Origin of the sequence: Paenibacillus sp. cl141a, assembly GCF_900109305.1 — a bacterium.
Lineage (GTDB): Bacteria > Bacillota > Bacilli > Paenibacillales > Paenibacillaceae > Paenibacillus_AQ > Paenibacillus_AQ lautus_A.
On sequence record NZ_FNZO01000009.1, the window covers coordinates 248,999 to 274,637 of the forward strand.

At 50.9% G+C, this 25,639-nt stretch carries 23 protein-coding genes and 10 tRNA genes; 3 read left to right on the top strand and 30 right to left on the bottom strand.

Annotated features, from left to right (window positions below):
• Positions 1 to 526 precede the first annotated feature (526 nt).
• The 5 genes from BMX45_RS22850 to BMX45_RS22865 all read right to left on the bottom strand — a co-directional run bounded on the left by BMX45_RS22850 (position 527) and on the right by BMX45_RS22865 (position 4,788).
• Positions 527 to 976, bottom strand: a complete 450-nt coding sequence (locus BMX45_RS22850) for a hypothetical protein (RefSeq protein WP_009592790.1) — start codon at positions 974 to 976, stop codon at positions 527 to 529.
• A 77-nt stretch (positions 977 to 1,053) separates the two neighbouring features.
• A complete protein-coding gene (locus BMX45_RS22855; protein WP_009592768.1) occupies positions 1,054 to 1,560 on the bottom strand; it encodes a type 1 glutamine amidotransferase domain-containing protein in 507 nt (168 codons plus the stop codon).
• Between the two features lie 216 nt (positions 1,561 to 1,776).
• On the bottom strand, positions 1,777 to 1,944 hold the full coding sequence (locus BMX45_RS31420) for a hypothetical protein (protein WP_009592793.1): 168 nt from the start codon (positions 1,942 to 1,944) through the stop codon (positions 1,777 to 1,779).
• 100 nt (positions 1,945 to 2,044) lie between these two features.
• Positions 2,045 to 2,488 (bottom strand): D-aminoacyl-tRNA deacylase, encoded by a 444-nt coding sequence (gene dtd / locus BMX45_RS22860; protein ID WP_090912105.1) that lies wholly within the window; start codon positions 2,486 to 2,488, stop codon positions 2,045 to 2,047.
• 122 nt (positions 2,489 to 2,610) lie between these two features.
• Positions 2,611 to 4,788 carry a RelA/SpoT family protein gene (locus BMX45_RS22865; RefSeq protein WP_009592739.1) on the bottom strand — a complete coding sequence of 726 codons (2,178 nt, stop codon included), beginning with the start codon at positions 4,786 to 4,788 and terminating at the stop codon, positions 2,611 to 2,613.
• A 302-nt stretch (positions 4,789 to 5,090) separates the two neighbouring features.
• Here BMX45_RS22865 and uraA point away from each other — a divergent pair, with 302 nt between their 5' ends.
• Complete coding sequence (gene uraA / locus BMX45_RS22870) at positions 5,091 to 6,389, top strand: uracil permease (protein WP_090912107.1); 1,299 nt, start codon at positions 5,091 to 5,093, stop codon at positions 6,387 to 6,389.
• 94 nt (positions 6,390 to 6,483) lie between these two features.
• Here the strand turns inward: uraA and BMX45_RS22875 are convergent, their stop codons facing one another.
• The 6 genes from BMX45_RS22875 to BMX45_RS22900 all read right to left on the bottom strand — a co-directional run bounded on the left by BMX45_RS22875 (position 6,484) and on the right by BMX45_RS22900 (position 13,142).
• Positions 6,484 to 6,999 (bottom strand): adenine phosphoribosyltransferase, encoded by a 516-nt coding sequence (locus BMX45_RS22875; protein ID WP_090912109.1) that lies wholly within the window; start codon positions 6,997 to 6,999, stop codon positions 6,484 to 6,486.
• Positions 7,000 to 7,025: 26 nt separating this feature from the next.
• A complete protein-coding gene (gene recJ / locus BMX45_RS22880) occupies positions 7,026 to 9,428 on the bottom strand; it encodes a single-stranded-DNA-specific exonuclease RecJ (protein WP_090912111.1) in 2,403 nt (800 codons plus the stop codon).
• 55 nt (positions 9,429 to 9,483) lie between these two features.
• Positions 9,484 to 10,449, bottom strand: coding sequence for a cation diffusion facilitator family transporter (locus BMX45_RS22885; protein ID WP_090912112.1), 966 nt, complete (start codon positions 10,447 to 10,449; stop codon positions 9,484 to 9,486).
• Between the two features lie 146 nt (positions 10,450 to 10,595).
• Positions 10,596 to 11,513, bottom strand: a complete 918-nt coding sequence (gene secF / locus BMX45_RS22890; protein WP_090912114.1) for a protein translocase subunit SecF — start codon at positions 11,511 to 11,513, stop codon at positions 10,596 to 10,598.
• Positions 11,503 to 12,753, bottom strand: coding sequence for a protein translocase subunit SecD (gene secD, locus BMX45_RS22895; protein ID WP_090912116.1), 1,251 nt, complete (start codon positions 12,751 to 12,753; stop codon positions 11,503 to 11,505). Before secD ends, secF begins: the two co-directional genes overlap by 11 nt.
• Positions 12,754 to 12,884: 131 nt before the next feature.
• Positions 12,885 to 13,142, bottom strand: coding sequence for a post-transcriptional regulator (locus BMX45_RS22900; protein WP_090912118.1), 258 nt, complete (start codon positions 13,140 to 13,142; stop codon positions 12,885 to 12,887).
• 188 nt (positions 13,143 to 13,330) lie between these two features.
• Between BMX45_RS22900 and spoVB the strand changes: the two genes are divergently transcribed.
• Complete coding sequence (gene spoVB, locus BMX45_RS22905; protein ID WP_090912120.1) at positions 13,331 to 14,932, top strand: stage V sporulation protein B; 1,602 nt, start codon at positions 13,331 to 13,333, stop codon at positions 14,930 to 14,932.
• Here the strand turns inward: spoVB and BMX45_RS22910 are convergent.
• Complete coding sequence (locus BMX45_RS22910) at positions 14,929 to 15,714, bottom strand: YetF domain-containing protein (protein WP_090912122.1); 786 nt, start codon at positions 15,712 to 15,714, stop codon at positions 14,929 to 14,931. The two genes, spoVB and BMX45_RS22910, sit on opposite strands and share 4 nt — an antisense overlap.
• A 193-nt stretch (positions 15,715 to 15,907) precedes the next feature.
• On the opposite strand from BMX45_RS22910, the gene BMX45_RS22915 reads away from it, so the two are divergent.
• Entirely contained in the window at positions 15,908 to 16,297 is a 390-nt protein-coding gene (locus BMX45_RS22915) for a TIGR04086 family membrane protein (protein WP_090912124.1), read from the top strand.
• Between the two features lie 122 nt (positions 16,298 to 16,419).
• Here the strand turns inward: BMX45_RS22915 and yajC are convergent, their stop codons facing one another.
• From yajC to BMX45_RS23005, 18 genes are all read right to left on the bottom strand, one after another.
• Positions 16,420 to 16,728, bottom strand: a complete 309-nt coding sequence (gene yajC, locus BMX45_RS22920) for a preprotein translocase subunit YajC (RefSeq protein ID WP_015734037.1) — start codon at positions 16,726 to 16,728, stop codon at positions 16,420 to 16,422.
• Positions 16,729 to 16,775: 47 nt separating this feature from the next.
• Positions 16,776 to 17,915, bottom strand: a complete 1,140-nt coding sequence (tgt, locus tag BMX45_RS22925) for a tRNA guanosine(34) transglycosylase Tgt (RefSeq protein WP_090912126.1) — start codon at positions 17,913 to 17,915, stop codon at positions 16,776 to 16,778.
• A gap of 21 nt (positions 17,916 to 17,936) precedes the next feature.
• Positions 17,937 to 18,968: a tRNA preQ1(34) S-adenosylmethionine ribosyltransferase-isomerase QueA gene (gene queA, locus BMX45_RS22930; protein WP_090912128.1), complete on the bottom strand. Its 1,032-nt coding sequence runs from the start codon at positions 18,966 to 18,968 to the stop codon at positions 17,937 to 17,939.
• Between the two features lie 5 nt (positions 18,969 to 18,973).
• Positions 18,974 to 21,064, bottom strand: coding sequence for a SpoIID/LytB domain-containing protein (locus BMX45_RS22935; RefSeq protein ID WP_090912131.1), 2,091 nt, complete (start codon positions 21,062 to 21,064; stop codon positions 18,974 to 18,976).
• Between the two features lie 63 nt (positions 21,065 to 21,127).
• Entirely contained in the window at positions 21,128 to 22,135 is a 1,008-nt protein-coding gene (gene ruvB, locus BMX45_RS22940) for a Holliday junction branch migration DNA helicase RuvB (RefSeq protein ID WP_009592741.1), read from the bottom strand.
• A 33-nt stretch (positions 22,136 to 22,168) separates the two neighbouring features.
• Positions 22,169 to 22,786, bottom strand: a complete 618-nt coding sequence (gene ruvA / locus BMX45_RS22945) for a Holliday junction branch migration protein RuvA (RefSeq protein WP_009592777.1) — start codon at positions 22,784 to 22,786, stop codon at positions 22,169 to 22,171.
• A complete protein-coding gene (gene ruvC / locus BMX45_RS22950; protein WP_009592782.1) occupies positions 22,783 to 23,286 on the bottom strand; it encodes a crossover junction endodeoxyribonuclease RuvC in 504 nt (167 codons plus the stop codon). The genes ruvA and ruvC overlap by 4 nt, the downstream gene beginning before the upstream one ends.
• 214 nt (positions 23,287 to 23,500) lie before the next feature.
• Positions 23,501 to 24,214: a BofC C-terminal domain-containing protein gene (locus tag BMX45_RS22955; protein ID WP_090912133.1), complete on the bottom strand. Its 714-nt coding sequence runs from the start codon at positions 24,212 to 24,214 to the stop codon at positions 23,501 to 23,503.
• A 147-nt stretch (positions 24,215 to 24,361) separates the two neighbouring features.
• Positions 24,362 to 24,435: transfer RNA gene (locus BMX45_RS22960), tRNA-Pro, on the bottom strand.
• A gap of 8 nt (positions 24,436 to 24,443) precedes the next feature.
• A tRNA-Leu gene (locus tag BMX45_RS22965) sits at positions 24,444 to 24,523 on the bottom strand.
• A gap of 39 nt (positions 24,524 to 24,562) precedes the next feature.
• Positions 24,563 to 24,639 (bottom strand) — tRNA-Arg (locus BMX45_RS22970).
• A 4-nt stretch (positions 24,640 to 24,643) separates the two neighbouring features.
• Positions 24,644 to 24,718 (bottom strand) — tRNA-Gly (locus BMX45_RS22975).
• A gap of 41 nt (positions 24,719 to 24,759) precedes the next feature.
• Positions 24,760 to 24,835 (bottom strand) — tRNA-Lys (locus BMX45_RS22980).
• Between the two features lie 132 nt (positions 24,836 to 24,967).
• Positions 24,968 to 25,044 (bottom strand) — tRNA-Asp (locus tag BMX45_RS22985).
• Positions 25,045 to 25,074: 30 nt separating this feature from the next.
• Positions 25,075 to 25,151, bottom strand: a tRNA-Met gene (locus tag BMX45_RS22990).
• Positions 25,152 to 25,238: 87 nt separating this feature from the next.
• A tRNA-Val gene (locus BMX45_RS22995) sits at positions 25,239 to 25,314 on the bottom strand.
• A 141-nt stretch (positions 25,315 to 25,455) separates the two neighbouring features.
• A tRNA-Glu gene (locus tag BMX45_RS23000) sits at positions 25,456 to 25,530 on the bottom strand.
• Between the two features lie 17 nt (positions 25,531 to 25,547).
• A tRNA-Ser gene (locus BMX45_RS23005) sits at positions 25,548 to 25,639 on the bottom strand.

Here is a 25,639-nt window from a genome sequence, read left to right on the forward strand (position 1 = left end):
ACGGCTACTGTCTATCCCACCGGTTAACCGGTGCTTGCTTCGCCGTCTGTTCTCGGGGAGGTCATTCGTCCACTCATCAAGCGAATCCTTACAGCCAAGGGATTCTTCTCTGGTCTTGTGGGGATGGAGTACTTGTTCCCGTCATGAAATCCGTTATTCATAAATATAGTATACCCAAAACATTATATTTTTAGATTCTAATGAACCGCCGCACTAAAGTCAAGAAACTTTGTAGAAATTTCCCGAAAAAAGAAAAAGACCTACAAACCACTGTTGTAGGTCCAAAACATATATTATATAAAAAAGGGGGTCATGCTGTTATTATAAACAGGGAATATTAAAGAAACATTGAACAAACATTACAGTTATATTACAAGCAAGAAAGCGCTTTTATATCATGGAGTTGAAAAGGGCCGCTCCCCCAAAGGAACAGCCCTTTTTTTGCATTTCGTTGGGTAAGCCCTGAAAATGATAAGCTCCTTCTTGGCAGCTCATCGCCTGCCGCGTCTCTTTCGCTAATCAGACATTAATCAAATCGCTCCACATAAGCGTTATTCGCCCGCAAATCATGCACGATCTGATCGTAGTCCTCGTCCCTTACCTTAACGGACAGGGTATATCTGAGATCGTCATAATCCCCGTCGGTCACGTCCGCTTCGCGCCATCCGTCGCCGGGCAGATCATCGCTGTCCGGCCGATCCTGGGCGATGTCGCGGCTGGTATCCCTTGCGCCCACAATCACCCCGGGAGCCCCGACTACGCCGCCGGGGGCCCCCATCGTTGTGGCCCCTGCGGTAGCTCCGCCCGTGCCGGCATTGCCCCATGGCACCAGCGGCACCAGGATATTCCCTCCGCTTCGGACCGAATCCTGAAGCTGTCCTACCTCGAGCTGTTCCGTGTTGTACGTCAGCAGCCTCGTCCTTGCGCCTTCAGCGTCGTCTTCCGTCCTGAAATAAGCCTGAATTTGTCTAGACATGTCCATTCCTCCTTTTTTTCAACCCGTGTGTTTGAAAGATCGGTATTACATGGACAACCATACAGCTAATTTAGCGCCTACAGCGCTTTTAACAGCTCGCGCACGAAGGCCGGCTCGTCTTTCGGAGTCCGGGACGTAATGAAATTTCGATCCACGACGACTTCCTCATCCTTAAAGTTGGCGCCGGCGTTTACCATATCATCCTGAAGCGGAGGATAGGAAGTGATCGTGCGTCCCTTCAGCAGGTCGGCGCTTGCCAAAATTTGCGGCCCGTGGCATATCGAGGCAATCGGTTTGCCCGCCTTGTCCGCTGCTGCAACAAACTGCAATATATGGGAATCCAGTCGCAAGTTTTCCGGAGAAGAACCGCCTGGAATAACCACCGCATCATAATCGTTTATGTTGACGTCCGCAATGGCTTTATCGGTTGTGTAGGAAGCCTTGCCCTGTTTGCCCTTTACCTCTTGTCCTTGTTTCAATCCAATAATATCAGCCTGATGCCCCGCTTCCTTCACGGCATCGTAAGGAGTTTTCATCTCGGAATCTTCGAATTGGTCGGCTAGTAGAAATGCTACTTTACTCATCTGGCATGTCTCCTTCCTGAAATGTCCTCGATTTGTTATTACCCTGGAATCTCTTTTTTATAACAGTGGAATTTATGAAAAAGGCCTAAGAACGCGCTTGCCAGCAACAGATGTCTGTCCCGAAGGAAGCTTGGACGAACGCCAAAAAGGAGCCTAAGATCATCTCAGGCTCCGCCTATAAAAATCCGCTCTATGACACGCGACGCTGTGCTGAATCTACGATCGGGGCAGCTGTTTCCGCATATTTCCCTTGATGCTGATGAGCTGTGCCGATTCTTCCGGCGCCGAAACCATGCGTTCCGTGCTAGCTGCTTCCCTGACGCCTCCGGTCCCGACCGTCGCAGGCAAACTGCTCCATATCGAAAATTTGGGGGATTGACGCATATCGTACGGCTCCTTTGCTTGCGAATAACAACCTTCGATTATTCACTCAGGATGCCCCATCCCTCCAATTTGATGCATGCTGCCGTCCTTTATAGGCAGGTTAGGATCGGCTGTCGATAATTAGCGTCACCGGTCCCCAGTTGGTCAACGACACGTCCATCATCGCTCCGAACACCCCGGTCTCCACCTGCAATCCCTTCGCCGAAAGCTCGCGGTTAAACGACTCATACAATGCATTCGCTTCATCCGGTTTTGCGGCAGCCATAAAGTTCGGCCGCTTTCCTTTGCGGGTGTCTCCATAGAGGGTAAATTGGGACACCGACAGAATCGCTCCGCCCACGTCCTGGACGCTGAAATTCATTTTTCCCTCCTCATCCTCAAAAATCCGCAGCCCTGCTACCTTTTCGGCAAGGTATTTGGCATCCTTCTCTTCATCCTCATGCGTCACGCCGACCAGTACCATCAATCCCGCTTCAATCTTGCCGACGATTTCATGATCCACTGCGACTTGCGCATTCTTGCATCGTTGAATGACCACTCTCATAGGGTTAGCTCCTTCATCTTAAAAATAAAACGGCCTGTCTCCCGCAGGATAACAGACCGCATTCGTATCATCCACCGGGATCGTCATAAACCCCGGGACCATTCCCTTAGCGCATCATGCCGTCACTGCATGATCCGATGAACGGTGTACACATCCTTCACCCGCTTGATTCGTTCCACAACGGATTGGAGATGATCCGTATTGCGAATCAGGATGGTCATGTGGATCATGGCCATTTTGTTCTTGTCGGATCGACCCGTGACGGCGGAAATGTTCGTCTTGCTCTCGGAGACGGCCTGAAGGACTTCGTTCAACAATCCGTTTCGATCGTGTCCCGTCACTTCAATATCGACGCTGTAATTCGCCTCGACGGCCGTTTCCCATTCCACCTCAATTACGCGTGCCGCATCCTCGCCCTCATCCGTTGTCGGCAAATTCGCACAATCTGAACGATGGACCGATACGCCGCGGCCGCGGGTTACATAGCCTACAATATCATCGCCGGGTACGGGATTGCAGCATCTTGCGAAACGCACGAGCAGGTTATCAATCCCTTTGACGCGGACGCCGTTGGTCGGACGGCTGCGCTTCTCGGCCGGCTTGATTTCCTTCATCTCGGAGGTTAATTCAAGCTGGTTGGCTTCCTCCTGCTCCTTGCGCAGCTTCTCGGTCACCTTCGTACAGATCTGCGCGGCAGTGATCCCGCCAAAGCCGACCGCCGATAGCATATCCTCGATATCATTGAAAGCGAATTTCTTGGCCGCTTCCATTAATTTATCGTCCGTCGTCCACTCGGACACGTCAAGACCGAGGCGCTTGATTTCACGCTCCAGCATCTCGCGGCCCTTCTCGACATTCTCTTCGCGCTTCTCTTTCTTGAACCACTGCTTGATTTTACTTCGGGCATGCGAGGATTGGGCAATCTTCAGCCAGTCCTGGCTCGGACCGTAGGAATGCTTCGACGTCAATATTTCCACGATATCGCCGGTTTTGAGCTGATGATCCAGCGGAACGATTCTTCCGTTGACCTTGGCACCAATGGTGCGGTTTCCTACTTCGGTATGAATTCGGTAAGCAAAATCGAGGGGAACGGAGCCGGAAGGCAGCTCGATCACCTCGCCTTTTGGCGTAAACACAAACACCAAATCCGAGAAAAAGTCCATTTTCAAAGATTCTACAAATTCCGACGCATCCTTGGTTTCATGCTGCAGCTCCAATATCTCGCGGAAAAACGTCATCTTGTTGTCGAAGCTGCCCCCGTTGCCTGCGGAGCCTTCTTTATACGCCCAGTGTGCCGCGATACCGAACTCCGCCGTACGATGCATCTCCCAGGTGCGGATCTGAACCTCCGTCGGCTCCCCGTTAGGCCCTACCACCGTCGTGTGGAGGGACTGGTACATATTCGTTTTGGGCATGGCGATATAATCTTTGAAGCGGCCAGGCATCGGCTTCCACAGGGTGTGGATGATGCCGAGCGTGGCATAACAATCCTTGATATTGTCCACAATAATGCGGATTGCAAGGAGATCATAAATTTCGTTAAACTGCTTGTTTTTCACCGTCATTTTCTTGAACACGCTGTAGATATGCTTGGGTCGGCCCGACAAATCGGCTTGAATGCCCATCTCGTCAAGCTTCTCGCGGATGCAGACGATGACGTTGTCGATGTACTGCTCCCGCTCCGCACGCTTCTTGTGCATCAAATTCGCAATGCGGTAATACTGCTGCGGATTCAAGTAACGAAGCGCAATGTCCTCCATCTCCCATTTGATCGCGGAAATACCGAGACGATGGGCTATGGGACAAAAGATTTCCAAGGTTTCATAGGAAATGCGGCGCTGGCTCTCCTCGGACTGGTACTTAAGCGTGCGCATATTATGAAGCCGGTCCGCCAGCTTGATGACGATTACGCGGATATCCCGTGCCATGGCGATAAACATCTTGCGATAATTTTCGTTTTGCTGCTCTTCTTTGGATCGGAATTGGATGCGCTCCAACTTCGTTAAACCATCCACCAGCATTGCGCAGGTATCCCCGAAACGCTCGCGGATCTGCTCGAGCGATACGGTTGTATCCTCAACGACATCGTGAAGCAATGCAGCAATAATCGACAATGTGTCCATCTGCATGTTCACCACGATGTCTGCAACCGCAAGCGGATGAAGAATATAAGGTTCTCCCGATTTCCGCACTTGTCCGTGGTGGGCTTGCTCCGCAAATTCATAAGCTTCCTGGATGCGGAGAAGATCGGGTTCTTTTATATAGGCGCTGGCCTTTTCGAGTAATCGCTCTATGCCCATTTTGGAGTCCTTCTCTTCCCTTTCTATATAAAATGGAACCCGCCCTTGTCAAAACGTGCAGGTTCCCTCGTGATTGTTTTCCTATCATTATGACGCTTGCGGCGTTATACGTCAACATGTGGAGCGTTCGGTCACTTATAGTATGCCCTTTTCCTGCACGGGGACAACAAAACATGACATGAATTGGATATTTTGACGAACTGTAAAAATTATTGTTGAAAAAACGAACGATTGTATTTAATCTATTAAAGATCGTACGCGAACGGTCCTATATTTAAAGTCCTATAGAGGAGTGAAATGGTTTGCAACGTGAAATTCAAGTAGATGAGAAGCTTCCGTTTGGTCCCGGGTTCCTTCTGAGCCTGCAGCATTTGTTTGCCATGTTCGGAAGCACGGTGCTTGTACCAAACATATTCGGTGTGGATCCCGGCATGATCCTGCTGATGAACGGTATCGGCACGCTGCTCTACATTTTTTTATGTAAAGGAAAGATTCCGGCCTACCTCGGCTCCAGCTTCGCCTTTATCGCCCCGGTGCTGATCGTACTGGACGGCGACCCGGAAGCCAACTACGGCAAAGCCTTGGGCGCCTTTATCGTGACGGGGATCATCTTCTGTCTTGTGGCGCTCATCGTTAAATATGCGGGAACCAAATGGATCGACTTCGTATTCCCTCCTGCGGTTATGGGGGCCATCATTGCGATGATCGGGCTTGAGCTGGTTCCGGTTGCCGCAGGCATGGCTGGTTTTTTGCCGGAAGAAGGGCAATCTATCGATCCTAAAATCATTACCATCTCGCTCGTTACCCTCGGAGTTACGGTGTTGGGTTCCATCTTGTTCCGCGGCTTCGCCAAAATTATCCACATCCTGATCGGGATCGTTGTCGGATATGCGCTTTCCTTCGCGCTTGGGGTCGTGGACACGGAGAAAATTGCGAACGCAAAGTTCCTGTCGGCTCCGGAGCTGACAACCCCGGTTTTCGATAGCGGGGCGATCTGGACCATCATTCTGGTTTCGCTCGTAGTTATCGTCGAGCACATCGGCCACCTGCTGGTAACCAGCAATATCGTGGGCAAAGACCTTTCCAAGGACCCTGGCCTTCACCGCTCCCTGCTCGGCAACGGTATTTCCACCATCTTGTCCGGATTTGTTGGTTCCACGCCGAATACAACGTACGGTGAAAATATCGGGGTCATGGCTTTGACGAAGGTGTACTCCGTGTTTGTCATCGGAGGCGCCGCCATTATTGCCATCATTCTTTCCTTCTCAGGAACATTTTCCGCCGTTGTAGCGAACATTCCAACACCGGTTATGGGCGGCGTGTCTCTGTTGCTGTTCGGGGTAATCGCAGCTTCCGGCCTTCGGATCTTCGTGGAGCAGAAGGTGGATTTCTCCAAAGCAAGCAACATGATCTTGGCTACAATTGTACTGGTAACAGGAATCAGCGGCGTAACTTTGAAGATTAACACGGTCGAGCTGAAGGGTATGGCATTGGCGACCATCGTAGGTGTCATAATGGCTGTCCTCTTCAAACTCTTCGAAATTACCGGGCTCTCCAATGAAAAGAATGATGAGCCGCTCGTGGAAAAAACGCCGGATTGAACCGACAACTTTATGGCCAAACAGAAAAATGCCCTGAGCTGATTGCTTAGGGCATTTTATTATTTCCCGGGAAAATCAGGAAGAATAGTGTCGTTTACTCGTACTGCATCAGCGTAAATACATCGATTCCATCCAGCTTCGAGCGGCCGTTCAAATCCGTCAGCTCGATCATGAAAGCAGCGCCAACAACGTTCCCGCCCAATTGACGGATGAGGTTAACCGAAGTCGCAATCGTACCGCCTGTTGCAAGAAGATCATCCGCAATCAATACATTTTGCCCTTTCTCGATTGCATCGGTATGCATCGCCAAGCGATCTTTACCGTATTCGAGGTCATATCCCACTTCAATCGTTTCGTAAGGCAGCTTGCCGCTTTTGCGAATGGGCGCGAATCCCACGCCAAGCGCGTAAGCCAGCGGAGCACCCACGACAAATCCACGGGCTTCGGGACCAGCTATCACATCAATTTTGAGATCGGAAACCAAGACCTTCAGTTCCTCGATGGCTTTGCGATATACCTCACCGTTCTTCAGCAGTGTGGTAATATCCTTGAAGCTGATCCCCGCTTGCGGAAAATCGGGAATGACACGAATATAATCTTTAAAATCCAAAATAATCTCCTCCTGTATAGTTGCGGTTAAGATACGCCTTTTGCACGGGACGTCATCCACTGGGTTAACTGTTCGGTACTGGCATGCAGCAGATGCTGCTCCATATCCGCCAAGTCGCTTAATTCGCGGAAGTGACGGGAAGCGTCGAGCGGTTTTTTCTCCGGCTTCGGTACAAAGGTAATTTGTCCCTGGTCACGCTGAATGAATGCCAATTCCTCAAAGACATCCAGTACTTTGACCAGCATACGCGATGATAACGAAGTCTGCTTCTGTAGACGTGTTACGACCTCTTTCTCCGGCATGGGAGCGGAAGTCAGTCCAGCGAGTGATACGTACAGCTTCTTAAACTGTTCCCGGTCCGGAATTTGCAGCCGTTCGCGAAGGTTCCGGGTCGGATGTAACATAAATATATTGGGAACGGAATGGAAGGCTGACATGAATGCAGCGAGTTGCTCAGCCGTCTCCGGTACATCCAGTACGAACAAAACGGAAATATCTTCTTGATTGCCGCTCGCGGCGATTTCATTATCCGGCACGATGCCAGCATTCCTATCATATACCCAAAGGCACATATCATACAATTGACTTTTTATTTCCGGATGTGAATCTTTTGCGTACACCGCCGCGGAACGGACAGCCGGGCACTTCAGATGCGGCTCCAGTTCAGCTCTCCACCTCTGGATCTCCCGGATCGGCTCTTTGATCCCGCGGTAATCAAACACCTGCTGATATGGGGCGCAGATATCCTGAATCATGAGCTGCACTTTACGGCTCCCGTTCCATTCATTGACGGAAAGCTCGCCAAGGACATCCACAACCGAACCCACCGGCAGAATATCGGCAAGATGGCCCCAGCCGAATGAGATCGCATCGATAACCTCCCGCTTTTGCTGCAAACGAAGCTTCAGATGTTTCCCCTCTTTGCCGATCTTGCGGACGTCCTTGATGACAACGTCCCGAAAAACAATTTTCGGTACGGCATTCGCCATGCCGAACGGGCCTAACTGTTCCATCTGTTCCAGAATGGGTACAGATACCTCTGACAAGCTGGCTTCCAGGTCCGCTTCGCAAACGGCAATCAGATGCTCTGCTTCGAGCGCATCCTCCGCATATCGATGAAGCCCCTGTTCGAATGCCGCCAAGCGGTCTCGATGAAGGCTCATGCCGGCTGCCGAAGGATGGCCGCCAAAATGGTCCATGACGTCTTTGCAAGAAAGTAAAGCCGCATAGATATCGAATCCCGGAATCGAACGGGCAGAACCTTTACAGTTTCCCGTTTCGGGATCAATTCCGAGTATTACAACGGGGCGGTAAAAACGCTCCAGGATTTTGGAAGCCACGATGCCAACCACGCCGACATTCCAGCCCTCGCCCGCCAATACGATAACAGGCGGGATCTCCTGCCCTCCCCAGCGGTTTTGAACCATTCCCAGCGCTTCCTGGACGATGTTTTCAACCACTTGCTGCCGATCCTTGTTCAGCCCGTCCAGCTCCCAAGCAAGGCGCTCTGCCTCTTCCTTGTGTTCCGTAGTAAGCAGCGTAACGGCACGGCCTGCATGATCCAGACGGCCGCTGGCGTTAATCCGTGGAGCCATGGAGAAGGCCACGTTAACGGCCGTCACCTGCTCTACATGAATTCCCGATACCTCAAGCAAGCTGCGGATACCTTCATACCGCGTTTTTCGCATCGATTCGATCCCGTGCTTCACAAGCACCCGATTCTCTCCCGTAAGCGGCATCAAGTCAGCGATCGTTCCGATCGAAACGATCTGGAGCCATTCCTCCGGCGGTTCACCCACGAGAGCCTGTGCCAATTTGTACGCCACGCCTACGCCTGCCAGCCCCTTAAAGGGATACGGGCATGTCGGGATCTTCGGATTGATCAATGCATATGCCTCAGGCAGCACCTCAGGCGGCTCATGATGGTCGGTGACGATGACGTCGATGCCAAGGCCGTTGGCATACGCGATTTGCTCGACCGCACTAATCCCGGTATCTACGGTAATCACCAGACTGACCCCTTGCTGATGGGCCCAATCCAGCGCATGATTATGTAAGCCATAACCTTCATTGGATCGATGAGGGATATAAATATCATAAGATGCTCCCAAGTAACGCATCAGATGAATCATCAATGACGTGCTGGAAACCCCGTCCGCGTCATAATCGCCATAGATCAGAATATGCTCCCGATCCTCCAGCGCTTTGCGGATACGCGGCACGGCCTCCCGCATTCCCTGCATGAGATAAGGGTCGTGCGTCAGCTCAAACGTTCCATATAAAAATTTCCGGCCATCCTCGGCTGATTGTATCCCCCGGGATGCCATGAGTGAAGCCACGATGGGTGGCAGCGACAAATCGTGGGCCAGCCGTTCGGTGATCGTTGACGCTGCCTCTCGTATTCTCCATTCATATTTGGAATACAGCACAGGGGTTCACCTTCCTTTTCCTGCCTATTTCCTGCTGTCTTAAAAGCTCCGGCCCTTATTGCGGCAGTGTCGGCATATCGTTGTCCATCAAGTCATAGTTCGATTTATACGGGTAACCGGGTTCATAAGGCACAACGTGAACCTTGGCATCCGTAACCTGAATAAATCGATGGGTCAACAGCTTCCGGATTCGCTCGGCAATTTCCTGAGCTTCCAATACGGACGTTCTCGGGTTGACGGTGATTTTCACTTCGATGTGCACGTGTCGAATCTGTCCGTATTCCTGAACCTTCAGCTCCTCAATCGTGATCACGCCGTGCACCCGCTGAATTGTATCCATGAATTCGGCTTCGTGTTCATGGCGTTTCTCCTCCGCAAGTGTTCCGTAAACGGAATGAACGATGAGTATATACCCTTTCCGCACCACGAGACAAGCCACGATAAGAGCCGCTATGGAATCCATGTAGAATAGAGGCGACCATTCAAAATAGGAGCCAGCCATGGATAGCGACACGCCGATCAATACCGTTAGTGATGAATATAAGGCAAACCGATGATCAGCCAACAGCATTTCGTACCGGGGATCATGCAGTCTTTTCATCTGCCAGCTTTGATATTGGAATACCGCTTCGTTCACCGCCATCGATATGAAAATCGCAAGGAGCGCCGGTGTGGCCGGCGGCTCGAGGTTATCCGATGCCATGGTCTGGATTGCGGATACCGCAATTTGAATGCCCCCCATGATCAATAACACGGCAAACAAAATCGAAATGACGGGCTCTGTCGTACTCGAAACGTTCCGTTTGTCCCGCATCGGACTTTTCGTGCCGAATATGCCAAGGCTTGGCAACCGATCCATCAATAAAGTTACGGCATTCGCCGCAGAATGCAGGGCATCTCCGATGAGAGCCTTGCTGCCGGATAAGTAACCGGCTATCCCTTTGCACAAGGCTAATGCCAAATCCGTTACAATGCCTGTCCATAGGACAGTCTCCGTATGATTCAAGCGTTCATTGCTCACTTGAGGCCCCCCTCAATGTCACTGTCGATCCTGTACTCGTCATGCTGCCTGCTGCTAACTTTAGAAAGCCGCGTCGCCTGCGACGCGGCTTTCACTTGTATAGGATCTTCTGATATCTGGACTGCAAACGCCCTACAGCGGTTTAATTAAATTTCGATTTTATCTTTGCTTGGCTTCGGCGAGTTCGGCTTATTGCTCACATTGCGGCCTTTAAGAAGGAGCCACAACGGACTTGCGATAAAGATCGATGAATACGCGCCGAATGCCAAACCGATACAAATGGCCAGCGAGAACATCTGGATCGACTCGCCGCCCAAGAGAAGCATGAAGAATGCAGCGATGAATACGGACAAGGCCGTATAGATCGAGCGTCCGATCGTCTGCGACAAACTTTTGTTAACCAGATCCTTGAGATCCGAGACTCTTTTAATCTTCGTAAACCGCAGGTTCTCCCGGATCCTGTCAAAGATAACGATGGTATCGTTAATCGAATAACCAATGATGGTCAGGACGGCGATGATGAATGTCAGGTCTACCTCTAATCCAAGGATGGAGAAGATACTGATGACAACGAAGGCATCATGCAGGAGCGCTACGATCGCTGCAATCGCAAACCGCCATTCAAAGCGGATGCTGACATAAATGATAATCCCGATACAGGAAATCAATACGGCATAAATGGCGTTTCGTCCCAGCTCTTTGGCCATCTCGGGATCAACCGTATTAATTTCGAAGGTTGCCTTCTCGTCCAGCTTCTCGATGCCAGAACGAAGCTTCTGATCCTGATCTTCGGTCAGCACCTCGCTGAATCGGATGTTGACGCGGTCATTACCCGGTGTAACGCTCGCATCCTCCCCGATTCCGGCTTCCTCTAATACCGTATTGATTTGCTCCGTGGTCAACGGTTTGGAGAGTGAAATATCCACGTTCGAGCCGGATTGGAAATCAACTCCGTAGTTAAGTCCGCGAGTCAGGAGAAAAACCAAGCCCAAAATCGTAATTACAATGGATAGTACGTAGAAAATTCTGCTTTTGCCTACGAAATCGAAGTTCTTAAAGCTCACGAATGTCACGCTCCTTTACGCCATAATGGCTCGGTTTGCGGGCCCAACCGATATTCACAAGCAGATTGAGCAGGAAACGGGAGAAATAAACGTTCGTGGCAATACTAACGATGATCTCCAAAATCAATACAAGGGCAAAACCTTTTACCGCACCGGTACCGAATCCGAACATGACAGCGGCAACGAGAATCGTCGTCAAGTTGGAGTCCATAATGGCGCGCAGGGAGGATTTACCGCCTGATTTCACTGCAGATGGCACACTTTTGCCTGTCTTAATCTCTTCCCGGATGCGTTCATAGGTGATGATGTTGGCATCCACCGCCATACCAATACCTAATATAAATGCCGCAATACCTGGAAGCGTCAACGTAAAGTCAGCCCAAACGAAAATAAGGATCAGCAGCCATGTGTGCAAAATAAGTGCGAAACTTGCCAGCAAGCCCGGTACGCGATATCGGATAATCATGAACAGCAAAATCGCGATGGAAGCAATCAGACCAGCTTCTAAAGTTTTTGTAAGAGATTGCATGCCAAGCGTAGCGCCTACGCTTTGCGAATATTTCTCGACCAGTTTCAGCGGCAGGGCGCCGAGATTGATCGTATCCCGGATCTGCTTCGCTTCATCCAGCGAGTAGTTCCCCGTAATTTGCGCGGTACCGTCCGTTAATACGGCTCGTACCGTCGGAGCTGACAGCAATTGGTCGTCCATGAAGATAGCCAGCTCTTGACCGAGAAGACGTTCCGTAATTTCAGCAAACTTCCCTTTGTCCTTCACTTTAATATCTATCATAGGCTGATTAAGCTGGTCATAGGCTACCGATGCGCCGTTCTCGACGAAATCGTCGCCGCGGAGCTCTATTTTACAGAACTCCTCGCCTTCTTTACAGCCATCATTGCTTCGGAATGTGAGGTTCGCAGGTTCTTTCATTGTTTTTCGAACTTCGGCCTCATCCGTTACGCCCGCCACCTTCAAGCGAATCCGGTTCGCCCCTTCCGGCGTGACCTCTGGCTCCGATGTTCCCATCGCATCCGCACGCTTTTGCAAGCTCTTTGCGGTTTCCTGCAGCGCTTCTTTGGTAACCTGCTGCCCTTCCATCAACGGTTCTGCTTCATAAAGGATTTCGAATCCACCCTTTAGATCCAAACCTAGACGGACGTCTTTCAGCAAGCCTGGAGTTGTAACGGCCATTAAAATAGTGATCACGAGCACGGTTCCGACGAAACTGATAATTCTCTTCATGCCGTCCTTTGTTCCCCCTTTTTACTCAATATTCCTATTATAGCGATGTCATAAAACCCAGTCAATTTATCAAAATTTGTCGGGCTTATGGATGAACCCTTATATCCGCAAGGCAAAAGGGACCTCTTCGATTAATCGAAAGAAGATCCCTTATATGCTGATATTGTCATATAGTTCATTAAAGCTGTTGCTTTCAAGGACAGAATGTCGTTGACCAATTGGTGGAGGGATGGAATGCCTTCCTTTTGGTACTTGCTGCTGACACAGTTCCAAATATCGTCGCTCGTCACATACTCGTACCCAATCAAATGCATTTCCTCAACCTTGCTCAAGCATACCATCTCAATGGTGCTCATCAATTCTTCCTCGCTCATTTGCTCGAGTTCCATGCATATGGCCTCCTCACTGACTCCCTGTTGTCCCTAAGTTACATTCGACATGACATATGGCTTTCCTTCTATTCCTACCATGTCCAGAAAAAAAAGTAAAGTCATCAGATGGGACAGGTAGGGCATATCCATAAGAATAGCCATGTCGTGTCAACGTATTCAGCCTTAACCAGGGAGTGGGATGGACAGTGAACAAGCAATCGTTTATTAAAGGAACGCTGATTCTACTTGCAGCCGGCATATTAAACCGCCTACTCGGTTTTATTCCCCGGATCGCCCTCCCCCGGATCATCGGGCCCGAGGGTGTCGGAATTTACCAATTGGGGTACCCCTTCTTTATCGTGCTCGTGACCATCATCACGGGCGGTATTCCGCTAGCTATTGCCAAAATGGTCGCCGAAGCGGAAGGTGCCGGGAAGCCTGATGCTTCCAAGCAAATTCTGCATGTCAGCCTGATGCTGACAATTACGGCAGGAGCCCTCTTCACGGGACTCAGTCTGCTGCTTGCTCCTTGGGTAACCGGTGTCCTTTTGCCGGACGAGCGTGTATATCAAACCTTCATCAGCATGACGCCCATGATGATCATCATTGCCGTTTCGTCGGTGTACCGGGGATATTTCCAGGGCAAACAAAATATGATCCCCTCTGCAAGCTCCTCCGTTATCGAGACGATAGTCCGAATTATATGCATGTTGTGGTTTGCGCATCTCCTGATGCCCAAAGGCATCGCTTACGGGGCAGCCGGGGCCATGCTTGGAACAGCCGTGGGCGAGCTGATTGGCATGATCGCGCTGCTGCTGCAATATTCCGGCGAGGGCCGAAGAACGAACAAACTTTTGCCTAAACCACAAGAAGCCGTATCTGAAAAAAAAGCGCCGGAAGACGCTCCTTCGAATAAAGGCATCCTGAAGCGGTTATTCGGCATTGCATTGCCTGTAACGGGCGGAAAGATGGTGGGGTCCTTCTCCTACCTGCTGGAAACGATACTGACCAATCGCAGCCTCGCCATGGCAGGTATCGCAACCTCCGTGGCCACCGCCCAATACGGCGCTCTGCAAGGCATGATCATCCCGCTTCTGCTATTGCCCGGTGCTTTGACCGTTTCCCTTGCCATCTCCCTGGTGCCTTCCCTATCGGAGGCAGCGGCCCGCAACGACCGGCCTACCATCCATAAGCGAATGAATCAATCCCTTCGGCTGGCTCTTGTCTCGGGAGCTCCGTTTGCCATCATTATGTTTGTCCTGGCCGAGCCGCTGTGCCTGCTGCTTTACGACAACGCCGAGATTAGCGATTTGCTCAAAATCATGGCGCCCTTTGCCTTGTTTCTGTATGTGCAGTCCCCGCTTCAAGCTGCCTTGCAAGCATTGGACCGTCCGGGACGGGCTTTGTTGAATACCTTATTCGGTGCGGTCATCAAGATGAGCCTTATCGTTTATTTGGCATCCAATCCCGCCTTCGGCATCAAAGGGGCCGTCATTGCCATCATCGTTAACAGCATCGCGGTAACATTGCTTCACGGTTTCAGTCTCTCCAAGCTGATCGGCTTTCGGTTCCGCCTGCTCGATTATGTCAAAATCGCTGCCGTGATGATTATTATGGGTGCCTGCGTTCTTTACGGGTACAGACATCTTCCGTTCTCGACGACCCCCTGGCTGCAATTTTGGGCCTCTATCGTGGTTGGCATTCTGGTCTATTTCATCATGATTTTCATGACCAAGCTGGTAACGCCCCGGGATCTGGAACGCGTCCCTGTCGTCGGTACCTGGTTCAACAAGTTTAGTCGCCGCTAGTCCCTGTCTTTGCGGTCGATGTAAATTCGTCCTTTATGGTCGATGGAGCATAGGAAGATATCCTTAAAATCTTTGGCTCCGTGGTTTTGAATCTCGTTTTTTAGCCAGAACCGTGTTTTTTCAATTAGTTCAAGGTTCTCGTCCTGTACCTTTCCATCCAAAATAAGCGGAATGGGCAGTCCTTCATACGTAATTTTATCGTATGGAATATCAACAACGGTAGGGTTTCCTGTTTCGGATTTGGCCTTGGATAAAGTGCCTGAAGAATCAGCGGAGCTTGAGGCGTTGGAAGAACTGGATGAACTATTCGAGCGGTTCGAACCGTTATCCGCATCTTTTGGAATAACGGTGAGCTGGCCGGAAGTTTCGAGAATCGCAAATTCCACGTCCGCCAAACTGTCGATATCCTTCCCCCTTAATTGCTGCATCAGATCATCCAGATTGTAGCGAAGCTTTGACATCTCCTTGCGGTGAAGCTTGCCTCGGGATACCAGTACGCTGGGTTTTCCGTCCGCAAACAGCCGTATGCTTCGATTTTTCAGGCCGATAAAGGCAAGTCCTACCTGAATGGCAACCAACACGGCGATAGGAGCTAGTCCGTCCCAAATCGGTTTATGGACATCTTCGAGGACAAAAACGGCGATCTCTGCGATCATGACGGATATGACCAAATCGAAGATAGACAGCTTTCCGATTTCCCGTTTGCCCATGATTCTCATAGTAACAAAGATGACCACATACATCAGAACGGTCCGCAGAATCAGAATAGTCATATGAGACATAAACAATCCCTCCCTAGCTTGTCGAACATTCTCATGTACAGCTATTCTGGCCTGCCGCAGCTCTTCCCATTCGATTACAACTGATTAATTAATGGTAATCCTGCAAAACCCGATGCAAAATGTTCAGTTTGTACTATATGTACAGGCTTGGCCATACAATGAAATTATCAAGATTTGTTAAGGGGGATGATTCATGGAACCGATCCGGCGAGTATTCACCTTCAGGATCAACAATCCGATTCTTTCAGGACTATTGTATTCTTATTTCTGGATGTTTCTTGGCGCATTAGCGCTATCCCTGCTGCTATGGGGCAGCGGACTGGCCGAGGATGATTTATCGTTCTACACGTTTCTGGTACATGCCGTCGCGGCCTTTATTGGGGGCTGTGTGAGCGGTAAACGCGCAGGCAACAAAGGGTGGTATTATGGCTGCCTGACCGGGCTGGTATATGGGATTACGCTGCTCGTCATCGGCTTTCTAGCCTTGGATAGTTCCTTGTCTCTCGGAGATTTGACGCTGATAGCCACGGTTTTTGCTGCCGGCGCCATCGGTGGAATGTTTGGGGTTAACTTAAAAAAATAAAACCTTACAGCGAATACTCTTTGGTGCACTTCACGCCCATTGCTAAAAAAACAAAGGCCGGTTCCTAAAAGGAGTCGGCCTTTGTTTGTAGCGATGACTTTCCATATGTAGGTGAAACGAGATTATGCATCCGTATTCACGCTATGGCTTACCGAGTTGCGGTCGAACGTCAACTTCGTTACGTCGTTCACTTTCAATACCACGATGTCGTCGGTAATCTCCACGATCGTCCCGTGAAGGCCTCCGATCGTTACCACTTTATCGCCTTTGGACAAGGCGCTAAGCATTGCGTTTCTTGTTTTCTGTTTCTTCTGCTGTGGACGGATAAGCAGAAAATAAAAGATGACGAACATCAGAACGAAAGGCAAAATCAATCCCAAAATGCCTCCGCCCTGACCTTGCGCTGCTGCGAGTTCAAATGAACCAAACATTTCTTTCCCCCCTTTCACAAACTTATCATGATGGCCATGATCTTGCTTTAGAACCCTTTTTCATTATCATGTAGGCCGTACTTATCAAAAAACTCATCGCGGAAATCAAGCAGACGGTCATCCATAATACTCTGACGCACGTTACGCATCAAATTGAGCAGGAAATGAAGGTTATGATACGTTGTCAATCTTAATCCGAACGTTTCATCACTCTTGATCAAATGACGTAAATAAGCACGCGAGTAGTTACGGCAAGTGTAGCAGTCGCATTCCGGATCCAGCGGTCCGTAATCCCTGGCATATTGAGCATTTCGAACGACAAGACGGCCTTGACTTGTCATCGTTGTCCCGTTGCGGGCGATCCGCGTCGGAAGCACGCAATCGAACATATCCACACCACGAATCGAGCCCTCAATCAACGCATCCGGTGATCCGACTCCCATCAAATAGCGAGGCTTATTGTTCGGCAGCAGGGGCACCGTGTAATCCAGCACTTCATACATAAGCTGCTTCGATTCTCCCACACTAAGTCCACCAATAGCATAACCCGGGAAATCCATGGAAGTCAAATCACGGGCGCTCTGACGGCGAAGATCCTCATGCATGCCTCCCTGCACGATGCCGAACAGGGCTTGGTCCTCCGGTCTGGCATGACTCTTCAGGCAGCGTTCAGCCCAGCGGGAAGTCCGCTCGGTGGATTGTTTGACGTACTCATACTCCGCAGGAAAAGGCGGGCATTCATCAAAGGCCATCATAATATCAGATCCCAGCGCGTTCTGAATCTCCATTGCGACCTCCGGAGAGATGAACAGTTTATCTCCGTTCAAATGCGAACGGAAATGTACGCCCTCTTCCGATATTTTTCTCATTTCCGCCAAGCTGAATACCTGGAAACCGCCGCTATCGGTCAAAATCGGCCGATCCCAGTTCATGAATTTGTGCAGTCCGCCTGCTTCCTTCACAATATCATGTCCCGGTCGCAGGAAGAGGTGATAGGTGTTGCTCAAAATAATGTGGGCATCCATCGCTTTAAGCTCTTCCGGGCTCATCGTTTTTACGGTTGCCAACGTTCCTACAGGCATGAATGTCGGCGTATCGATTACCCCGTGGGGGGTGTGCACTCTGCCGAGCCTGGCGCCCGATTGTTTGCACGTTTTAATATGTTCATAAGTAACAGCTCCTGCCATTGTAATAACCAACCTCCGAAATTAATAGATAAACATCGCGTCGCCAAAGCTGAAGAAACGGTATTCTTTGTCAACGGCTTCCTTGTACGCATGCAGGATGTGATCGCGTCCGGCCAGCGCGCTGACCAGCATGACCAGCGTGGATTTCGGCAGATGAAAATTCGTAATCAGCGCATCCACCACGGTAAAAGAGTATCCCGGATAAATAAAAATGCTTGTCCAGCCGCTGCTCTCGCGCAGAGGCTCGCCCTTTAACTGTGAGCCTACCGTCTCCAGCGTTCTGCAGGAGGTCGTTCCTACGGCGATAATCCGGCCGCCGCGCCGTTTCGTTTCATTCAACAGGTCTGCCGTTTCTTGGGATAAGGAATAGTACTCTTCATGCATGACATGGTCCTCCACCTGGTCCACGGACATCGGGCGGAATGTTCCCAGTCCCACATGTAAAGTGATGAAGGCGATGTCCACTCCCTTGGCCCGGATTTGTTCCAGGAGAGCCTCCGTGAAATGAAGGCCGGCCGTCGGCGCTGCTGCGGATCCTTCATGCTTCGCGTATACGGTCTGATAACGATCGCGATCATCCAGCTTTTCCTTAATATAGGGCGGGAGCGGCATTTGGCCCAGTTCATCCAGGATTTCTTGGAAAATCCCCTTATACGAGAAGGACAAGGTGCGAGCACCCATTTCTCCTTCCTCCTCAATGACCGCCTTTAGTTTCCCATCGCCAAAGGAAATCACGTTTCCCTTTTTCAGCTTCTTGCCGGGTTTTACGAGTGCTTCCCAGCGGTCTTCTCCCATATTCTTCAGCAGAAGGACTTCGGCTTTCGCGCCGGTATCCTCCTTTTCGCCGAACAATCGGGCCGGGATCACCTTCGTGTCGTTTAATACGAGCGTGTCGCCCGGATTCAAGCTGTCTATGATATCCGCAAACGTCTGATGGCTAATCTGTCCGCTCTCTTTGTTCAGCGTGAGAAGCCTGGAAGAACTTCGATCCAGCAGCGGCGTCTGCGCAATTAAGTGTTCAGGTAATTCAAAATCATACAAATCCACATTCATGTCGGTCAGTCCTTCGTTATAGTCGTGTTGCGGTAATAGTGTTGGAGTATCTGCTTATAATCATACCCTTCGTCAGCCATTCCTTTGGCACCCCATTGCGACATGCCCAGTCCGTGGCCGAAGCCTTTACCGGTAAATTTAAAGCCCGGAGAGCTTTCGATTACGCGTGCTGTCCCCGTTCCATTCATCACGACGGTGCCGGAGCCTTTGACGTTACCGTTTCCGCTTCCGGAAATGACGGATACCGTTTGACCGCTCGAAATCGTTGATACCGCACCATTCGCGCTCAATACAGTATAACTTCCGGTCGATTCAATATCAAACAATGTGCTTGGAAGACCGTTAAAAGCCGACCGGAACATATCCGGATATTTTACGTCCAGCACTTGGCCGTTGGCTTTCACCGTAAGAGCCCGCCCCGATGGGCCTCGTTCCGTTACATCCAGCGAAGCAATGGAGGCCGGCAGGCTATTGGCGGTTTTTCCTTTTAAAGTGGCCAGCAATTGATCCGAAGTATAAGGGCCTCGAACCCACTCGAAGCTGTTGGATTCCGCGACTTTGTCCAGGACGACGGCCGTTTCTCCCGGATTCATCTTGCTTACGGGCTCAACGTTCGATTGGATCAGCGGCAGCGGGCGCACGTTGGTATCTTTCGCGGTAACAGTCATATAAGGAAGACCTGCCGATGTTGCATTGCCGGTTTCCTTTACATTATCCTCACGCACATAACCCGTAATGCCACTCGGAAGAAGCACATAATACCAAGCTTTAAGCGCGGCCTGCGACGAGGAGTCGCCAGGGCTTTCCACCGCGGCAAACAGATCGTTACGATTGCCCCAGACTTCGGTGGAGTCCGCCGTCATCCCGCCGCTGTTGGAGGAAAACACGGTTTCCACGATTTTACCGTCTTTCATGACGACTTCGCCATCGGTTGCATCCACTGCCTGAATAATGCTCGGATACTCATAAGCTGTCCCATAATAAGCCTGGCTCAGCGTGGTGTCCACGACATGAGCTACTTCGAACTTATTTCCTTGGAAGAGCGCATAGCTGCGCGCTGCCACGGCCTGTGCTTTTAGAGCCTCGGTTCCCCAAGAAGACGGCACCTCCGCCCCCACGACGGAGTATAAGTACTGTTGGAACGGCAATTCGTTGACGAGGTATAATTGACCGTTCTTTTGCCCGATCTCCAAAGCGCCTCGATATGAGCGATCGGATCGTTCCTTCACATTCGTTCCCGCACCAGATTTCCCGTCAACCCGCAGAACGGATTGATTACCTGACAGCATGTAATGCGCCACCCCTTGGGGAGCCGCCAGATTCAGGCTTACGTCACTTCTTATGATAAGCCCCGGCGTTTTGGCGTTCTGTTCAACCAGGCCGCCGGATACTTTGGCAGCTTCTGTCTTGACAGCGGCGAGATCGGCCGTGTTTGCCGCTTCGCCTACCCACACTTCATAAGCCGAAGTTCCCCCGGTCGGCACCATAACATTGAATGCATCCAGACCGGCATCGGCGTACGCCTTACGCACGGTCTCTGCCTCCGTCTCCGATCCGTACGATCCGGCAGACAAATGCAGGGCGCCTTTAACGGCTGGCGTTTGCCCATTCAGATATGCAGCCGCTGTCTTCGCTATCCGAGCAGCCGCATCCGCGGCCGCTTTTTCTGTACCGTACATCCCGGCGTACAGCTTGTACACCTTGCCATCCGCAAACAGCATCGGCTGGTCACTTGTCGCCTGCAGCTTTTTCGCTGCTTCCGAAGCGGCTTTCCAATCCGTTGTCTCAAGCACCTTAACGCGGTATGTATCCACGCTCATCCGGACCTGCTGGTTCGCAGGGATACTCATCAGGGTCTGATGAGTACCGGAAGCAAGCAGCGATGCGGTCAGTGCCTCGGCGGATTTCAGCGTCACGGCATTGGTCGTCGATTTATACTGGCTTCCCAGATCCAGGAACATCGCAACCCGTATCGTATCTAACGAAGGAGCGGCTGCTTGCACGGCGGGCGCGCTCCATATGCTTCCGGCAACAGCCAGCGACAAGAGTCCTTTGGTGGTCCAACCGAATAATGATTTCGTCCAGTTCCTATCCATGTATGTTTTCCTCCTGTAACTAATTGGATATGGTTTAAGGCATAAATGTCATGATTCCTTCAGCTAGCGGCGATCCTCCGGAAAGGGAATGCCTAAATGCTGATAAGCTGTAGGCGTTACGACGCGTCCCCGCGGCGTTCGCTGCAAATAACCGATCTGCAGAAGATACGGTTCATAAACATCCTCAATGGTTTGGCTTTCTTCCCCGATGGTTGCGGCAATGGTATCCAGTCCCACAGGTCCCCCGCGGAAGCTCTTGATCATGGCGTTCAGCATTTTGTGATCGATAAAATCCAGGCCCATCGGATCGATTTGGAGCATCTTCAGCGCTTCCTGCGCGATGCTTGGCGTAATCATGCCGTCGCCCCGAACCTGCGCATAATCGCGGACCCGTTTCAAGAGGCGGTTCGCAATGCGCGGGGTCCCCCGGGATCTTAGGGCAATCTCTTCTGCGGCCTCTCCCAATATCTCGATCCCCAAAAGATCGGCATTGCGTGACACAATGTAGCTCAGCTCATCTACCGTATAGAATTCCAGACGGCTTACCACACCGAAACGGTCCCTCAGCGGCGCTGAGAGCAAGCCAGCCCGGGTTGTGGCGCCAATCAGGGTGAACGGCGGGAGATCCAGGCGAACGGAGCGTGCGCTCGGTCCTTTCCCGATCATAATATCCAGGGCAAAATCCTCCATGGCCGGATACATCACTTCCTCTACCGTCCGGTGCAGCCGGTGGATCTCGTCAATAAACAGGACGTCTCCTTCCTGCAGATTGGTCAGAAGCGCCGCCAAATCGCCAGGTCGTTCGATGGCCGGGCCTGACGTCGTCCGCAGATTAACGCCAAGCTCATTGGCGATAATATTGGCCAGCGTCGTTTTGCCAAGTCCCGGAGGACCGTACAGCAGCACGTGGTCAAGCGCCTCGTTGCGCATTTTTGCAGCCTCGATATATACCTTCAAATTTTCCTTTACTTGATTCTGTCCTATATATTCAGCCAAATAACGCGGACGCAGACTAAGTTCGACAGCCTGTTCGTCCATCATCAGATTGGCGGAAATAATTCGATCGTCCATCTATATAACTCCTCTCTTGCAGCGATTCTCTATCTATCCAGCGAAAAGCTGCTGCAGTGCCCGTTTCATGAGCACATCGACGGATTCGCCGCTTGCGCCGGAATCCTTGATCTTCAGCCATACTTTGTCCAGCTCGCTATCCGTATAACCCAGCGCCTTCAAGCCCTCGCGGGCCTCGGACCATGCCGAGCCGCCATCATCCGATTCCGGCTCCTGGATGGCAAAAAGACCGGTCATCATGCTCGCATTCCCGAATCCTTCAAGCTTATCTTTAAGATCCAGAATCATGCGCTGCGCTGTTTTCTTGCCGATTCCCGGAAGTTTGATCAAGAAGGATATATTCTCTTGATAAATCGCGGAAACCACATGATCCGGGGAGCCTCCGCCGAGTATGCCGAGCGCCACGCGCGGGCCGATTCCCGAGACCTCGATCAGCTTACGGAACAGCTTCTGCTCTTCCCTTGTCGGGAACCCAAACAGCAGAATGGCATCCTCACGGACGTGATGATGGGTGAAGACCGTCACGGTTCCTTCCGTTTTGGCGAAAGCATACGGATTCGGACAAAACACCCGGTATCCTACGCCTTGAACATCCAGCACAATATATTCACTCTCTAAATGGACAACCTGTCCCCGTAAAAAATCGATCATTTTCGCAATACCTCATTTAATTTGGAATTAAGTGTGTAGGAATGGGCGTGGCAGATTGCCACGGCCAGAGCATCCGCCACATCATCGGGCTTGGGGATGCTCTGCAGCTTCAGGAACATCCTGACCATTTCCTGTACCTGCTTCTTCTCCGCCTTGCCATAACCGACGATGGCCTGCTTAACCTGCATAGGCGTATATTCTGCAATCGGGAGTCCGCGCTGGACCGCCGCCAATATGAGGACTCCTCTCGCCTGGGATACGGACATCGCGGTGGTGACGTTGCGGTTAAAAAACAATTTCTCGAACGCAACGGCCTCCGGCTCGTATTTATCGATAAGCTGCAGCATGCCTTCATACACGTGGTGCAGCCTCTCTTCATCCGGTGTATGAGCTTCCGTCTGGATGCAGCCATACTGGACCGGCGTAACTTTGCTTCCAACCTTATCGACAAACCCGAAACCCACAATCGCAATCCCCGGGTCGATTCCTAAAATGCGCAAACCAATCTCTCCTCTGATGAAGCGAACATATGTATCGTTCTCCCATTATAACAAAAGTTCGGCCTCAGTTGAGGAAAAACTTTGATCCCATAAGCCACAGTTCTATGTCCTCCATGACGGCACCGCCAATGGAACGGCGAAACACCAAAAAAAACCGCCCGGAAAAATTCCGGGCAGCTGCGACTTCGGTGATGAAGCGACAAGCATAGACGTTTCAAGGGCTAGGGCTCATGACATTTTCGGCCATATCCCGTGCATAGTCGCTAAAGGTTGACAGTACACTGTTGTACTCTTCCATGTCTTGAATCCGAATACCTTCTTCAAGCTGTTGAATCACGTCTTTAGGCAAAGAGGATTCCATCGAGCCGACATCCAGTTGGAAGAAGGTGCGCATGACCTTCTCTTCTTCCGGCGGGCCGTCAAACAACGTCAAGTTCCCGTTGGCATCGATGCTCATATAGGCTTGCCGCTTGCAGGCGGGTGAAAGGTCGGATACGGTTTGCTCGAGCCAGACATTTCCTCTATTATCCAATCGCCCCTGCCATAAAGGATTTTTATTCATCAGTTCATAAATGCCGTCCGCCGTGAGCTTTCCCATATCCTGCTCTTCAATGCCGCAGACATACGTGATGCGGACATGAACATGCTTCTTTCCCTTCGAGGTATTCAGCTTCTGCATGAATTCCCTCTGATCCTGCCTGCGTTCCTCCTGCTTATCATCCTCGATTTGCAAGTATTGCATCGTTTCCACAGCCAGCGGCGTTTCATCGAAAGGAGCGGTGAGCAGCCTCTTCATCTGATCGGTTATATTCTGGCCGGACCATACCATGACACCTACGAGCACTACGATCGAACTAGACCAAATCGCGCGTCTCCAACGTCTCCAACGTTTTCTGAACAGTTTCTTGAAGAAATGAAAAACACTCAAGGTTATCCCCTTCTATTCAATGTTTTTCATATTGTGACCGGGATGCTGTCAAAATATTCAGTTCCGCTCTTACCGTTGGTATCATTTTCTATCCATAACAAAGAAAGACCGCCTTCAGATATACTGAAAGCGATCTTTCGGTTCGAATCGGGATGACACGATTTGAACATGCGACCCCCTGGTCCCAAACCAGGTGCTCTACCAAGCTGAGCTACATCCCGTTAATTAATGCCGGTGAAGGGACTCGAACCCCCACGGTTTCCCTCACGATTTTGAGTCGCGCGCGTCTGCCAATTCCGCCACACCGGCACAAAGAAATTTCATAAGTTAAGCATATGTTTGTAAAAATGGCACGCCCTGAGAGATTCGAACTCCCGACCTTTTGATTCGTAGTCAAACGCTCTATCCAGCTGAGCTAAGGGCGCAAAATGGAGCGGACGACGGGAATCGAACCCGCGACCCTCGCCTTGGCAAGGCGATGCTCTACCGCTGAGCCACGTCCGCAAATATGATATGTATTCCAATTCCAGCTCTCTTGGTAAAGATGGTGAGCCATGAAGGACTCGAACCTTCGACACCCTGATTAAAAGTCAGGTGCTCTACCAACTGAGCTAATGGCTCTTATCACTAAGAGTTAAAGAATGGCGGAACTGACGGGATACTCTCTCTTCGTTCGAGACTGCGAAGTCTATGCTAACGAAGCTAAGCTCCGACGAACCCAATATGGATTCTCATCCCTGAAGCTAATAAGAATGGCGGAACTGACGGGATTCGAACCCGCGATCTCCTGCGTGACAGGCAGGCATGTTAGGCCTCTACACCACAGTTCCAAGAGGCATTATCGCTATTGCGATATAATTTGGTTGCGGGGGCAGGATTTGAACCTACGACCTTCGGGTTATGAGCCCGACGAGCTACCGAACTGCTCCACCCCGCGTCATTAAAAGGATTGCTTGTATGAGATCCCCGAAAAGTAATCGGAATTACCTGCGAAGCGTGAGCTTCACTTTATGGGGATGAATTATGGTGGAGGCTGAGGGGATCGAACCCCCGACCCTCTGCTTGTAAGGCAGATGCTCTCCCAGCTGAGCTAAGCCTCCATCTGGATTGTTACATGCATTAAAGAAAGTGGTGACCCGTAGGGGATACTCTCGCTTCGTTCGAGACTGCGAAGTCTATGCTTACGAAGTTATCCTCCGACGAACCGACGGGTTTCTCATCCCCTGATGCATGAAAGAAAGTGGTGACCCGTAGGGGATTCGAACCCCTGTTACCTCCGTGAAAGGGAGGTGTCTTAACCCCTTGACCAACGGGCCGTATATAAAGTCCTTGCTGGCGGAGAGAGAGGGATTCGAACCCTCGAGACGCTTTTGGCGCCTACACGATTTCCAATCGTGCTCCTTCGGCCAACTCGGACACCTCTCC